This is a genomic window from Mycolicibacterium canariasense (genome assembly GCF_002101555.1).
Lineage (GTDB): Bacteria > Actinomycetota > Actinomycetes > Mycobacteriales > Mycobacteriaceae > Mycobacterium > Mycobacterium canariasense.
In genome coordinates this window covers 113,434-127,321 of record NZ_LQOL01000003.1, presented here as the reverse complement: position 1 = coordinate 127,321, position 13,888 = coordinate 113,434, and the positions used below count along the sequence as shown (strand labels likewise).

The window sequence follows — 13,888 nt, the reverse complement described above, 5'->3', positions numbered from 1 at the left end:
GCCGGAGGGGGTGGTGGCGGCACGGCGGCCACCGCACGCAACTTGTCCTCCAATCGGGTGGCCGCGGTGTCCCGGATCGCCCGGCGGTCGGCATCGGGATCGGCGTTGCCGGCGAAGCAGCGCTGCGGCGCCTGGCGCACCACCTCAAGGGCGCCGCGGTAGTACCGCGCGGCGGATTCGGCATCGAACCTGCCGGCCGCTCGGTCACCGAGCGTTTCGCGCACCAGCTCGAGGTCCACCCGCACCGGGCACGAGGACTCGGTCGTGGTGCGCACCAATGCCGCCGCAAAGCCGGCATCCGCATCGTCGAGCCGGTCCTCCAGCACGGCCAGGGCACCGTCGGCGACATGCGCCCGCGCCGGCTCCACGATGTTGAGCGCACCGAGCACCGCGGCATCGGCGCGCAGGGCATCGGGCCGTCCCGCGGCGAAATCGCGGGCTGCCGAATCGCCGACGATCACCACCGACAGCGCCTTCACCATGAACAGAGCGAGGGCCACCGCCACCGGCGCCGACCACAGCAGCAGCTTCCTCCTGGTCCCCGTCATCGTGGTCCCAGTCATCACGAGGCCTCGACGTCGACGGAACGGGTGCGCCGGAACTCACGCAGGATCGCGAACAGTTCGGCCAACAGTAGCGCCGCCGCGACGGCCGCTGCGGCCCAATAGATCTCGGTGAGCCGCGCGGCGGTCTCGGCAGGAGCTTGGCGCCCGTTCTGCCGGTCGTCGGGTAGCACCGTGTCCAACGGCGCCGCATCGGCGCGCGGCAGGTACGGCACCCCGATCTGGCCGGCGATCCGCCGTAGGGTGCCGACGTCGGCGTCGGCGTAGCCGAGCACCCCGCCGCCGGTCACGGCTCCGGCGGTCAGGTCGAATTCCCTTGCCGGTGCACCACTTCCGGACGTACCGGCCCCGAGATAGAACACCAGGTTGCCGGCGCGGGGATACTGTTGACGGGCGCTGATGAGCTGATAGCGCAGCACGGTGGCGGCCGCCCCCGCGTTCGGTGCGCCGATGCCGTCGACGGGTTGGGGATCCGGGTGGAGCGCGGCCACCACCGGGCGCAGGCTCCACGTATCCGCGGACAACGGCCAGTCCAGCGTGGGCTCGGCGGCGAACGAGATGAGCGCGAAACGGGCCCGCGGGTAGCGGTCGATCAACGCCCCGATATCGGCGCGCGCGGCATCCATCGCCGCGGCCATATCGGAGGACCGGTCGAGCACCACGAACACACTCGGCGCGGACTCGCCGACCGGGCGCTTCTGTACGTCGTCGCCGAACACCGGGCGTGCACCGGCCAGCACCAGCAGCACCGCGGCGCCGGAGAGACCGGCCCAGCGCCACAACGCCTTCCGCGACCACCCGGTGGATCTGATACGCACCAGCGCCACCCCGACACACCACAGGATCGCCGCGGTCAACACCAGCAACAGCAGGGGGTGCAGGACGGGCAGGAATCTCATCGGCGCACCACCGTATGCCAGAACAGCAGGCCCGTCACCGCGAGCATCGCCAGGACCAGTGGGATGTCTGGCGATTCCACGGTGCGGGTGGCCACGTCCCCGGCGGCGGATGCCGCGGGCGGGTGGGACCTGATCTCGGCCAGCCGCGCGGCGGTGTTCGGCTCGGCCGGCACGGCCGAGCCGCCGGTCGCCCGGACCAGTCCGTCGAGGGTGCCGTTGTCCGGACCCACGACCACGGCGTTCACCTGCACCCCGGCGGTCTCGGCGAGCTCGCGGAGCCGGTCGGCAGTGAACAGCTGGGCTCGCTGATCCCCGGGCCGGCGCAACGCCGCGGGCCCGACGTAGATGAGCGATCGCGGATTGCCCGGTGGTGCACCGAAATCCGGGAATCCGGTGAGGCACATGGCCAGCACGTCGTCCACATCCCCGGCGTAGTCGGTGTAGGAGACATTCGCGATCAGCCCCGCGCCCGGACGCGCGGCGGCGGCGAATTGTGCTGCTGCATACTGATAGTCACGGGTCAGCGGGATGACCCGGCGGTTCGCCGATGTCAGTCCGATCCGCTCCGCTCCGAATCCGGGTGTGCTCTCGGCGAAGTACTGCAGTACCGCTGCCACCGCCGGGTCCGAGGCCGGGGCACCCGCGCACACCATGATGTCCTCGGCCCGTTGTGCCAGGTGGCCGTTCGCCGCCGACGGCAGGCCGGAAGGTCGGGCCGCCGCAAGCGTCGCCGCGGCGAATCCGGTGACGAGCAGCAGCGCCGTCACCGCCAGCCACAACGTGCGCAGCCGCACCGCGCGACGATATTCCGGCAACCGGGTCAGCCGCGTGGTATTCGCCAGCGGGCGTAGCCGGCGGTGTTCGTCGGCGGTCGGCCACAGCGCCGCTGCGGCGATCACCGCCGCCAGTGCCACGCAGCCGGCGATCGCCACCACCCACCAGTTCAGGTCCACGTGCGGACCAGCTCCTCGGCTCGGTCGCTGGCCGCGGCGACGTCCACCGTCGACGAAGCGTTGAACTGCGCATCGACCAGATCAGCGAGAACCGGCGCGGCCGGTGCGAGTTCGCTGTTGGCGATGGCACTCAGGTGCATGTACTCGGCGCGCAGCCCGGTGCTGCGGTGCAAGAATCTCCGCAGCTCGCTGCTGACGGCCGCGCCGGCGGGCGCCGCGGCGAGTTCACCACGCCGGTAGCGCTGCGCGATCGCACCGATGGCGCGGGCGGCGCGCCGCCTGATCAGCTGGTCGCGCGCGGTGGACAGCAGCGGCACGGTCGGCCGCCGCCCGGGTGCGGTGTAGACGAAAACCCCTGCGTACCAAAGCACCAGGACGATCAGGGCCAGCGCCGCCACCCACAACCAGGTACGGGAGTACGGTTCCGGCCCGGTGACGTAGCGCAGCAGGTCAACGGGCACGGGCATACACCTCCGTCATGCCGGTCAGTCCCGTCCTGATGCCCGCGCTGCTACCGAAGGCGCCGTGCACGACGCCGCGCATCGTGAGGAACTCCGAAACATCCTGCCGCCGGCGCTGTTCGGACTTTCGATACGCCTGGATCACCGTCTCGCCCAGGTCGGCGCCGCCGAACACGAACCCGCCACCGGCCACGTCGAAACCCGCCCGTTCGTCGTCGACGGCGGACACCGCGGGCATGTCGGTGATCATCGTCCACAGCACATCGTGCCGGGCGGTCAGCCGATCCAGCACATCACCGAGCGCCGGACCGGGTTCGGGTTCGTCGGCCACCACCACGATCAGCAGTCGGTGCCGATAATGGTGCGCTACCCAATCGAGTTGCACGGCAATGTCGCTCGGCCCGGGACGGCTGCTGCTGTGCTGGTGGTAGCGGTGCAGCAGGTACTCGACGTGCGGCTCACCGCGGCGCAGCCGGATGTCCACGCAGCCGCGAGCATCACCGGCCACCATGCCGATCTGGTCGGATCGGGGCAGCGTGATGAGGCCGACCGCGCCGATCAGATTGGCCGCCACGTCACGCTTGAGCTCACCGGAGGGGGCCAGGGCGGTGGCGTTGCGCCCGGTGTCGGCCACCACCAGCACCTTGTGGTGTTTCTCCGAGACGAACCGTTTGATCAGGGTGTGACCGGACCGGGCGGTGGCCTTCCAGTCGATATCGCGGACGTCGTCACCGGGCACATAGGGTCGCAGGTCGTCGAGTTCCAGGCTGCGGGTGTGCACCAGCGCGTACCGACCACCGTCGAGCAGTGCGCCGGCATCCCGGCCGAAATGCGCTCTGGCGCGGTCCAGATGCTTGCCCATGGCGGGTCAGGGCACCCGGACGGCCCGCAGCACCGCATCGACCACCGCATCCGGGGTGATCCTAGCGCTGGCCGCTTCGAAGCCGAGGATGAGCCGGTGTCTCAACACCCGGTGGGCGACGTGGGCGATGTCCTCGGGTACCACGTGGCCCCGGCCGCGCAGCACGGCCAGCGCGCGGGCCGTGCGGCAGAAGGCGATGGTGGCGCGTGGGCTGGCCCCGTATTCGATCAGCCGGGCCATCGTGGCGGGCAGCTGCCCTTCGGGTGCCCGTGTGACGGCCACCAGGGCGCTGGCGTACCGGATCAGCGCGCGGTCCAGGTGTACGGCACCGGCCAGCCGCTGGACCCGGCGGATGTCGTCGACACCGACCACCGGGGCGCTGTGATGGTCCTTGTCGTACAGGCCGGTGTCCATCCTGGCGATGATCTCGACCTCGTCGTCGACCGACGGGTACCGGACGATGTCCTTGAGCATGAACCGGTCGGTCTGCGCCTCGGAGAGCGGGTAGGTGCCCTCCTGGTCGACGGGGTTCTGGGTGGCGATGACCAGAAACGGTTCGGGAATGGGGTATTCGACACCGGCGATGGTGGTCTGGCGTTCCTCCATCGCCTCCAGCATGGCGCTCTGCGTCTTGGCGCTGGATCGGTTGATCTCGTCGAGCAGCACGATATTGGTGTGCACGGGGCCGAGCTGGGTGACGAAGGTGTTCGCCGCTGCGTCATAGATCTGAGTGCCGATGATGTCACTGGGCAGCAGGTCCGGTGTGCACTGGATGCGCCGGAAGCCGCCGTGGATCGATTCGGCGATCACCCGGGCCGCCGTCGTCTTCGCCAGTCCCGGCACGCTTTCGATCAGCAGGTGACCACCGGCCAGCAGCCCGAGCAGCATCGATTCGCGTAGGTGTTCCTGGCCGACCACCTTGGCCGAGAACGCCGTGGCCACCGCACCCACGATGTGCTGGGCCTCGGCCACGTCGCGATCGTTGAGCCGCACACCCGCCGTCGTCATCCCGGCCGGGTACCCCGCCAGTGGGCAATCCATGCCCACCGGAGTTCGCTGCCGTCAATCGGCCGGGTGCGGTACCGCCCTGATAGCGGTCCGGATGGCCAGGTAGATCAGGGATGAGGTGACCACGAACACCGGCCACCCCATGGCGACGCGGGCGACGGCGAGCAACTCGGCCTGATCGGTGTCATACAGGTGGTACTGGACCAGAAAGCGCGTCCAGGACACCAGTGCCATCACCACGGTGACCGTGTCGAAGGCCATCCGCGCCCGGCGGACGGCACGCCAGCTGTCGTCGCGGCCGGTGACCCGGGCCCACACCACCCCGACCAGCGGCCTGCGGATGAGCACCGAGACGGTGAAGGCGATGGCCATCCCCAGGTACATCCAGATGCCCGGGAGGTAGAAGTCCTTGGCCTGGCCGGTGATGAAAGCCAGCGCCGCGCAGACCAGCACCCCGGCGAATCCGAACAGCGCCGGCCGGGCCGATTCCCGGCGCAGCAGTTGCCAGACCAGCATCACCACGGCGATGCCGACCGCGGCCGCAACAGCCGGCACCAGCCCCGCCACCGTAGAGGTGAACGCGAAAACGGTGGCCGGCAGCGCCGTGTGGACGAGGCCGCGCACGCCGCCGGCCCTGGCCAGCAGTGCGGCCGCCGGCGACTGCATGTTCGTCATACCCACCGAGGGTACGTGGAGGCCAACAGCGCACGCTGCGCATAATTTGCTGCGTGCGTGGTGAGTGAGTACTCTCTCACCTTGTGACCGCCTCCCGTCGCGACCAACTGATGGCCACCGCGCTGCAGCTGTTCGCGGCCAAGGGCTATGCCGCCACGTCGGTGGCCGACATCCAGCAGGCGGCCGGGCTGGCGCCCGGTTCCGGGGCGTTGTACAAGCACTTCAGCTCCAAACGTGCGCTCCTCGAAGAGGCCGTTGCCAATCGGATCGAGAAGATCGTGACCGCCCGCGAGCAGTACGACTCGGGCGAACCCAAGGGTGTGGAGAACGCGGTCCGCACCGCGGGTCAGCTGATCTGGAGCAATCTGACCGAAGGCGAAGAGCTGCTGCGGGTGATGCTGCGCGAGCCCGACGAACTCGGCGACCTCGACGAGAAGACGTGGCAGATCATCACCGACAACGCCTATCAACGGTTCGCCGACGAGCTCACCCGGTCCAACGAGTCGGGCCGCACGCAGATCCCCGACCCGGAAGCCGCCGCGGCCGTCGCCATCGCCTCACTGAGTTACTTCGCCACGCTGCGCGCCCTGACCAACCGCACTCCGGGCAACGTCGGCGACGACCGCTACTTCGAAGCCTGGGTGGACCAGATCACCGCCGTTCTGGAACGCCACACCATTCCCAAGAAACCCTGAGCACCAAGTCATTTCAGGAGTCCATCATGACCTTCTCGCTGCAACTGTCCGACGATGTCATCGAGGTGCGCGACTGGGTGCACCAGTTCGCCGCCGACGTCGTACGCCCCGCCGCCTCGGAATGGGACGAGCGCGAAGAGACGCCGTGGCCGATCATCGCCGAGGCCGCCAAGATCGGCCTGTACTCCCCCGAGTTCTTCGGCACCCAGGCAGCCGAGCCGAGCGGGCTGGGCTTCATCACCGTCTTCGAGGAACTGTTCTGGGGTGACGCCGGTATCGCGCTGTCCATCCTGGGCACCGGGCTGGCCGCGGCGGCCTTGGCCGGCAACGGAACTCCCGAACAGATCGGCCAGTGGCTGCCCGCCATGTTCGGCACACCGGGCGAGCCGCAGTTGGCCGCGTTCTGCTCGTCGGAACCCGACGCCGGCTCCGACGTCGGCGCCATCCGCACCCGGGCGCGCTTCGACGAGGCCACCCGCGAGTGGGTGCTCAACGGCACCAAGACCTGGGCCACCAACGGCGGCATCGCCAACGTGCACATCGTGGTGGCGTCGGTGTACCCAGAGCTGGGTTCACGCGGGCAGGCCACGTTCATCATCCCGCCCGACACGCACGGGCTGAGCCAGGGCCAGAAGTTCAAGAAGCACGGGATCCGCGCGTCGCACACCGCCGAGGTGGTGCTCGACAACGTCCGCCTGTCCGAGGACATGATCCTCGGTGGCCGGGAGAAGTTCGAGGAGCGGGTCGCCCGGGTGAAGTCCGGTGCCTCCGCCGGCGGCCAGGCCGCCATGAAGACCTTCGAACGCACCCGCCCCACCGTCGGCGCGATGGCCGTCGGCGTGGCACGGGCCGCGTACGAGTACGCGCTCGAGTACGCCAGCCAGCGCGAGCAATTCGGTCGCAAGATCGGCGAGTTCCAGGCCGTCGCGTTCAAGCTGGCGGATATGAAGTGCCGGATCGACGCGGCCCGGATGCTGGTCTGGCGGGCCGGCTGGATGGCCCGCAACAACCAGCCCTTCGACAACGCCGAGGGGTCGATGGCCAAACTGGTGGCCAGCGAGACTGCCGTCTACGTCACCGACGAGGCCATCCAGATCCTCGGTGGCAACGGCTACACCCGCGACTACCCGGTGGAGCGTATGCACCGCGACGCCAAGATCTTCACCATCTTCGAGGGCACCAGTGAGATTCAGCGCCTGGTGATTTCGCGGGCCATCACTGGACTGGCCATTCGCTGACCCGAAAACCATTGGCGCCGAACGCACCCGTCAGGGCACTCTGGCGGGTGTGATCGACGTCGACGCGTTCGGCCGCGACGGATACCTACGAATCGACGGCGGCGCGGTGCGCGAGGCCGCGCGCGCCGCACAGTCCCTGCTGTGGCAGCGCATCGGGCTGCCCCCGGACCGGCCCGAGCAGTGGACCCAACCGGTGGTGTGGACCTCGGATTACTCCGGTGCCGGGCCATTCCGCGAACTGACCGGACACCCGGGCCTGTCGGCAGCGCTGGATGCGGTGCTGGGCGCCGGCCGCTGGGTTCCGCGGGGATCGCTGGGCAACATCGTCATCCGGTTCCCGCTTCCCTCGGATATCGACGACCGTGGCTGGCATATCGACCTGAACACCCCGCTGCCCGACGGCTCATGGGCGGTATCGCGACAACCACACACGGTGCTGTTACTGACCCTGCTGTCCGAGGTGGGCCCGGACGACGCGCCCACCCGAATCCGGGTGGGCTCACACCGCGATGTGCCGAGGGTACTCGGGAACGAACCGTTGGATGCCGTGACGGCGGGCCGACGGGCCGAGGCCGCCAGTGCCCAGCGGCCCGTCGCACATGCCACTGGCCGGCCGGGTGACATGTACCTGCTGCACCCGTTCACCGTGCATGCCGCCGACCGGCATTGCGGTCACACGCCGCGGTTCATGGCGCAAGCGCCGATCATGCTGACCCGACCGCTCACTTCGCCGTGAGCAGCACGTACTGCGCGGCCACCAACTGCTGCACGTCCCGCAGCGGCGCGCCACTGGCCTCGATCGCGTAACGGCCGGCGGGCGCCACACAGTAGAAGCTCTTCGGTCTTGCCACACAATGGCTTTCCGGCAGCGCCGGCACCGGGTCAGCCGGTTTCGCACCGGCCTCCGACAGCACCTCGGTATTGAACCCGTTGGTGATCATAAGCGCCGTCAGCGGTTCGCGGGCCTGGTACACATTCGCCTTGCCCATCGCCACCTCCGTCACCCCGGTGTCGGAGAACAAGGTCTTGGACGCCACCGGATCGGTTTGGAAATGCATGGCGGCCCTGGCGGGGTAGACGGCGTTCTTGGTCGGTGCGATGTCACCGGTTTGCGGCACGGTGCGGGCCAGCAGACCGGTCGGGTCCAGCGGGACGTCGGCAAAGGCTTTCAGATCCGTCGGGCTGAATCCGTCGATGACGGGCCCCTGAGCCGCGATCGCCTTGGCCACCAGCCCTGCCGCGGCGTCCAGACCGTCCGAGGATTGCGCCAGCTGCATGAACACGTAGGTGCCGTGTGGGCTGAACGAGCGGACCACCGCCCAGGGGTGGTCCGAACCGTGCGGGGTGAACGGATAGGTGACGGCAACGGCCTCCGGGTGGCCGGCGATCGGGGTGCGGACCGGCTGGGCGCCCCCGATCGGGCTGGCCGACGCCGCATCGCCCATTGCCGTGGCCGCGGCGGCGGCCGCGGCCGGATCGGGGAACCGCAGCACCGCATTGACCAGCACGGCCTTGTCGGAGTTGCGCGCGGAGGCGAAACCGTTGACGAATCCGTGCCCTTGGGCAGCCGCGGCGATGGATTCCGGGCCCAACTGGGCGAGCAGCAGCGGGTTGGCCAGGATGTAATAGGTGTCCAGGTACGGGTTGATCAGGGTCGGATCGACGTCCCATGGCCCGATCACGAATTCGGACATTCGGCGCGCGTCCACCGCCACACCGGTTTCGATCGAGCCGGCATTGCCCAGCGGCGGTTGCGGAGCCGTCGGGTAGCTTCCGACGTCCAGCTGGGCGGGGCTGACGATCGGCGGGGCCGAAGCGGTGGGCGCCGCAACCGAACTGGAGGCCGCTGGAGTGTCGTTGGCGTGGGCACATGCGGCAACGGCCATCGCGCCAGCAAGCGCCAAAAGGGATTTCACACTGCGGCCCAACGCATCTGATGTCGTCATTGCGTTCCGACCCTAGCGTGCTAGTCGCCGGTGCGGACGAACTTGTCGGTGAATTCGCCGCCCTGGCATTGGCTGCCTGTCGAGATGTTCTGCCCGCGCCCGTTGAGCACCGGGATCGGGTCCGCCAGATCGGTGGGCAATGGATACTCGGCGGTGATCGTGACGTTGGTGGTGCCGCCCTGCGCGCACGGGACCACACCCACCTCGTTGCGGGTCCACTTGTTGTCGGCGAACACCAAGGTGACCACCCCGTCGATGGCGTGGAACAGGCTGATGCACCGGTCGCCGGTACGCAGGCAATGCGTCCGCACCTGCAGATCGGGCGCACCGGGCGCGAAACCGCCGTTGGTGTACACGATCGATTCGTGATAGCGCCCGTGCAGGGCGGTGGCGGGCGAGGTGGTGCGTGCCGGCAGCGTCGACGGATCCGGGACCCGGCTGCGGTCGTCGTCACCGGTGTGGGTGAACGTCACGGTCCGCTTGTTGCTGCTGCAGCCGTTGGCCGCCGCCCGGGTGGTCTCACCGGTGAGGGAACCGTCGGGTTGCGGAGTCAGCGTGAACACCACCCACGCCTCGGTGGTCATGTCGTTGCACTGCACCGACCCCGTCGCCACCGCGACCCAGTCGCCGGCGATCTGATCGAAGGTCAGATCGGACACCAGCACGATGCCGCTGTTGCCCACGTATCTCGCGTTGGCGATGCAGCCGTTCGTGCCGCACGCCGAGCGCACGTCCCAGGTGCCCGTCATCTCCGGGGCACCCGGGATGGGGTTGCCTTCCAGGTCGGTGCCGGGGCCGTAGTCGGCGCGGTACAGCCCGGTGAAACCGTCCCCGGTCGCCAACGCGGCGGGGGTTTGCGGTGCGGCCGGCGTAGCCGTGGGCGTGTCGTCCTTCGACAGCAGCCGCACGGCCGCGACCACACCGCCGGCGACCACCAGCACGGCCAGCGCCGCCAGGATCGCGAGCAGCGCCTTGGATCGCGACTTCGGTTCCGCGGCGGGCGCAGCGGCCACCGTGGGATGACCGTCGACGTCCTTGGCGGACCCGAACTGCACGCTGGGCGCCGCCAACTGGTACTGCAGGGCCTGCGCGAACTCCTGGCAGGTGGGATAGCGGCCCTCGCGGGACTTGGCCATCGCCCGGGCCAGCACCGGATCCAACCCGCGCAACTCCGGGCGGCGCTCCCCCAGTGACGGTGCCGGCGCGGTGACGTGTTTGGTGATCACCACCGCCGGGTTGGTGTCGGCGTACGGCGTGCTGCCGGTCAACAGATGAAAGGCCGTGCACGCCAACGCATATTGGTCGGTGCGCCCGTCCATCGGCTCGCCGCGCAGCTGTTCGGGTGCGGCGTACGCCACGGTGCCGACCGCCATGTTGGTTGCGGTCAGCTTCGTCGAGTCGTCGATCGGCCGCGCAATCCCGAAGTCGGCCAGGTAGATCCGTGAGGTCTCGGATTCCAGCAGGATGTTGGCCGGCTTGATGTCCCGGTGCAGCAGACCCCGCTGATGCGCGTAGTCGAGCGCGGACGCGACCGCGGCGATGATCGGCAGTGCGACGTGGGCGGGCATGCCGTTCGGGTAGTGGTCGCGCAGTAACCGGGCGGCATCGGTACCCGCCACGTAGACCATGGAGATCCACAGCCGGCCGTCCACTTCGCCGCGGTCGTAGACGCCCAGGATGTTGGGATGCGACAGGGTGGACACCAGATCCGCCTCGCGCCGGAACCGCGGGCCGTACTCCGGGTCGGTGGTGAGATCGGCCGCCAGCACCTTCAGCGCATCCTGGCGCGGCAACCGTGGATGGTCGGCGAGATAGACGCTGCCCATTCCGCCGGCACCGAGCAACCGCCGGATGGTATATCCGGCGAAGACCTGGCCTTCGGTCAGCGACACGGGCAAATGGTATGCGACCCGTCGTGTGAGCGCGGCGGGTCGGATCAGGCAGGCTGGACGGGACATGACGACCCTATTGCCTGCGTCGGGCACCGATCCCGACGAACTGTTCACCTCGTTCGCGGCCTGGGCCGAGGCACGCGGCACTGCGCTGTACCCCGCCCAGGAAGAGGCGCTGATCGAATTGGTCAGCGGGGCGAACGTGGTGCTGGCGACGCCCACGGGTTCGGGTAAGTCGTTGGTGGCGACCGGGGCGATCTACGCGGCGCTGTCGACCGCGCACGCGACGACCAATTCAGGCAGAGGCCGCGTCAGCTTCTACACCGCACCGATCAAGGCGCTGGTCAGCGAGAAGTTCTTCGCGCTGTGCGACGTGTTCGGAGCCGACAACGTCGGGATGCTGACCGGGGATGCCTCCGTGAATGCCGACGCGCCGATCATCGCGTGCACCGCGGAGATCCTGGCCAACGTTGCGCTGCGCGAGGGAGCGGGCGCCGATATCGGCTTGGTGGTGATGGACGAGTTCCACTTCTACGGCGACCCCGACCGCGGCTGGGCCTGGCAGGTGCCGCTGCTGGAACTGCCCCGCGCCCAGTTCCTGCTGATGTCGGCGACGCTCGGCGATGTCACCTTCCTGCGCGAAGATCTCACCCGGCGCACCGGCCGGCCGACCGCACTGGTGGCCGGGGCGCAGCGCCCGGTGCCGCTGTTCTATTCGTATGCCACCACGCCGATGCACGAGACCATCGGCGACCTGCTCGACACCAAGCAGGTGCCCATCTACGTCGTGCATTTCACCCAGGCCGCGGCGCTGGAACGCGCCCAGGCACTGATGAGTGTCAACGTGAGCACCAAGGAGGAGAAGGCCGCCATCGCCGCGCACATCGGTGCCTTCCGCTTCTCCTCGGCATTCGGCACCACCCTGTCGCGGTTGGTGCGCCACGGTATCGGGGTGCACCACGCCGGCATGCTGCCCAAGTACCGTCGACTGGTCGAGCAACTGGCTCAGGCCGGCCTGTTGAAGATCATCTGCGGCACCGACACCTTGGGCGTCGGTATCAACGTGCCGATCCGGACCGTGGTGTTCACCGCACTGTCCAAGTACGACGGCACCCGCACCCGGCTGCTCAATGCCCGCGAGTTCCATCAGATCGCCGGCCGCGCCGGCCGCGCCGGTTTCGACACCGCGGGCACCGTCGTCGTGCAGGCACCCGAACACGAGGTGGAGAACCTCAAACAGTTCGCCAAGGTCGCCGATGACCCGAAGAAGCGTCGGAAACTGGTGCGCCGCAAGGTACCTGAAGGCATGGTGCCGTGGAGCGAGGCGACCATGACGCGGCTCGTGGAAGCGACACCGGAGCCACTGCAGAGCCATATGCGGGTGTCGACGGCGATGATCCTGGATGTCGTCGACCGGCCCGGCAATCCGTTCGAGGCGATGCGCCGGCTGCTCACCGACAATCACGAGCCACGCAAACGCCAGCTCAAGCTCATCCTGGAAGCCGTCGGCATCGCGCGGTCGCTGCTGCAGGCCGGCATCCTGGAGCGGCTGCCCGAACCGGAGCCCGACGGCAGGCAGTACCGGTTGACGGTCGACCTGCCGCCCGATTTTGCACTCAACCAGCCGCTGTCGACGTTCGCGCTCGCCGCCGTCGACGTGTTGGACCCGGAGTCGGAAACGTATGCCCTGGATGTGGTTTCGATTATCGAGGCGACGTTGGAGGATCCCCGCCAGATCCTGGCCGCGCAGTTGAACAAGGCCCGCGGCGAGGCCGTCGCGCAGATGAAGGCCGATGGCATCGAGTACGACGAGCGCATCGAACTGCTCGACGAGGTGACCTACCCCAAACCCCTGCAGGAACTGCTGGAGCACACCTTCGAGGTGTATCTGCGCAGCAATCCGTGGGCGGCCGACGGGAAACTCTCCCCGAAATCGGTGGTGCGCGAGATGTGGGAGCGGGCGCACACGTTCCGCGAGTTCGTCAGCGAGTACGGGCTGACGCGGTCGGAGGGTGCGGTGCTGCGCTACCTGTCCGATGTGTTCAAGGCGCTGCGGTCCGGGGTGCCCGCCGCTGCTCGCACCGACGAGCTGGCCGATATCGTCGAATGGTTGGGCGAGCTTGTGCGCCAAGTTGATTCGAGCCTGCTGGACGAGTGGGAGAAACTCACCAGCGGTGAGCTGTCGGAGACGGCGCCGGTGACGGTTCCGGTGCGTGCGCTGACGGCCAATGACCGCGCATTCACCGCGATGGTGCGCAACGCCCTGTTCCGCCGGGTCGAGTTGTTCGCACGGCGCCGGTGGGCCGAGCTGGGCGCACTCGATGACGGCTGGTCCGCGCCGCGGTGGGAAGAGCTCGGCTCGGCGTACTACGCCGAACACGACGAGGTGGGCACCGGCCCGGACGCCCGCGGGCCGGCGCTGCTGATCTTCGACCGGCACCCCGACGTGTGGCGGGTCCGCCAGATCCTCGACGATCCGGCCGGCGACCACGACTGGGGTTTCGAAATGGAGGTGGACCTGGCCGCCTCCGATGAGGAAGGATCTCCCGTGGTGCGGATGACCGGGGCCGGCCGCCTCGACTGAGTGTGCCGCGTGTCACATTCGTCTTTGATTCAGTTGTGCAGACCCTGGGTATTCCCACCGTGCTTGCCGCGGGGCAGCGAGGCCTCCGCGGGTCGGGACGAACTTGGTTGGG

Annotated in this window: 13 protein-coding genes; 4 read left to right on the top strand and 9 right to left on the bottom strand. The window is 68.8% G+C overall.

Features of this window, described 5'->3' with window-relative positions:
• The 7 genes from AWB94_RS00920 to AWB94_RS00890 form a co-directional block, all read right to left on the bottom strand.
• On the bottom strand, nucleotides 1-563 hold a 563-nt coding region (locus tag AWB94_RS00920; RefSeq protein ID WP_133058196.1), incomplete at its 3' end, for a hypothetical protein.
• Nucleotides 563-1,462, bottom strand: a complete 900-nt coding sequence (locus tag AWB94_RS00915) for a hypothetical protein (protein WP_062655275.1) — start codon at nucleotides 1,460-1,462, stop codon at nucleotides 563-565. The genes AWB94_RS00915 and AWB94_RS00920, both read right to left, overlap by 1 nt.
• Nucleotides 1,459-2,415, bottom strand: coding sequence for a hypothetical protein (locus tag AWB94_RS00910; protein ID WP_062655274.1), 957 nt, complete (start codon nucleotides 2,413-2,415; stop codon nucleotides 1,459-1,461). Before AWB94_RS00910 ends, AWB94_RS00915 begins: the two co-directional genes overlap by 4 nt.
• Complete coding sequence (locus AWB94_RS00905) at nucleotides 2,406-2,882, bottom strand: hypothetical protein (protein WP_276055007.1); 477 nt, start codon at nucleotides 2,880-2,882, stop codon at nucleotides 2,406-2,408. Before AWB94_RS00905 ends, AWB94_RS00910 begins: the two co-directional genes overlap by 10 nt.
• Complete coding sequence (locus tag AWB94_RS00900; protein ID WP_062655273.1) at nucleotides 2,866-3,738, bottom strand: DUF58 domain-containing protein; 873 nt, start codon at nucleotides 3,736-3,738, stop codon at nucleotides 2,866-2,868. The genes AWB94_RS00905 and AWB94_RS00900 overlap by 17 nt, the downstream gene beginning before the upstream one ends.
• Before the next feature lie 6 nt (nucleotides 3,739-3,744).
• Nucleotides 3,745-4,746 (bottom strand): AAA family ATPase, encoded by a 1,002-nt coding sequence (locus AWB94_RS00895; RefSeq protein WP_062655310.1) that lies wholly within the window; start codon nucleotides 4,744-4,746, stop codon nucleotides 3,745-3,747.
• A 54-nt stretch (nucleotides 4,747-4,800) separates the two neighbouring features.
• On the bottom strand, nucleotides 4,801-5,421 hold the full coding sequence (locus AWB94_RS00890; protein ID WP_062655272.1) for a DUF3159 domain-containing protein: 621 nt from the start codon (nucleotides 5,419-5,421) through the stop codon (nucleotides 4,801-4,803).
• Between the two features lie 110 nt (nucleotides 5,422-5,531).
• On the opposite strand from AWB94_RS00890, the gene AWB94_RS00885 reads away from it, so the two are divergent.
• Genes AWB94_RS00885 through AWB94_RS00875 form a run of 3 tightly spaced genes read left to right on the top strand, consistent with a single transcriptional unit; the run spans nucleotide 5,532 to nucleotide 8,090 of the window.
• The gene (locus AWB94_RS00885; protein WP_062655309.1) at nucleotides 5,532-6,116 is read left to right on the top strand and encodes a TetR/AcrR family transcriptional regulator; all 585 of its coding nucleotides are present in this window, start codon (nucleotides 5,532-5,534) and stop codon (nucleotides 6,114-6,116) included.
• Nucleotides 6,117-6,142: 26 nt separating this feature from the next.
• Nucleotides 6,143-7,354 (top strand): acyl-CoA dehydrogenase family protein, encoded by a 1,212-nt coding sequence (locus tag AWB94_RS00880; RefSeq protein WP_062655271.1) that lies wholly within the window; start codon nucleotides 6,143-6,145, stop codon nucleotides 7,352-7,354.
• 49 nt (nucleotides 7,355-7,403) lie between these two features.
• Entirely contained in the window at nucleotides 7,404-8,090 is a 687-nt protein-coding gene (locus AWB94_RS00875) for a phytanoyl-CoA dioxygenase family protein (protein ID WP_062655270.1), read from the top strand.
• On the opposite strand, the gene AWB94_RS00870 is transcribed toward AWB94_RS00875, so the two are convergent.
• Nucleotides 8,077-9,300: a DUF7373 family lipoprotein gene (locus AWB94_RS00870; protein WP_064961237.1), complete on the bottom strand. Its 1,224-nt coding sequence runs from the start codon at nucleotides 9,298-9,300 to the stop codon at nucleotides 8,077-8,079. The two genes, AWB94_RS00875 and AWB94_RS00870, sit on opposite strands and share 14 nt — an antisense overlap.
• 20 nt (nucleotides 9,301-9,320) lie before the next feature.
• Nucleotides 9,321-11,192 (bottom strand): serine/threonine-protein kinase, encoded by a 1,872-nt coding sequence (locus AWB94_RS36015; RefSeq protein ID WP_109762022.1) that lies wholly within the window; start codon nucleotides 11,190-11,192, stop codon nucleotides 9,321-9,323.
• Between the two features lie 64 nt (nucleotides 11,193-11,256).
• Here AWB94_RS36015 and AWB94_RS00860 point away from each other — a divergent pair, with 64 nt between their 5' ends.
• A complete protein-coding gene (locus tag AWB94_RS00860) occupies nucleotides 11,257-13,776 on the top strand; it encodes a DEAD/DEAH box helicase (protein WP_062655267.1) in 2,520 nt (839 codons plus the stop codon).
• Nucleotides 13,777-13,888: the final 112 nt, after the last annotated feature.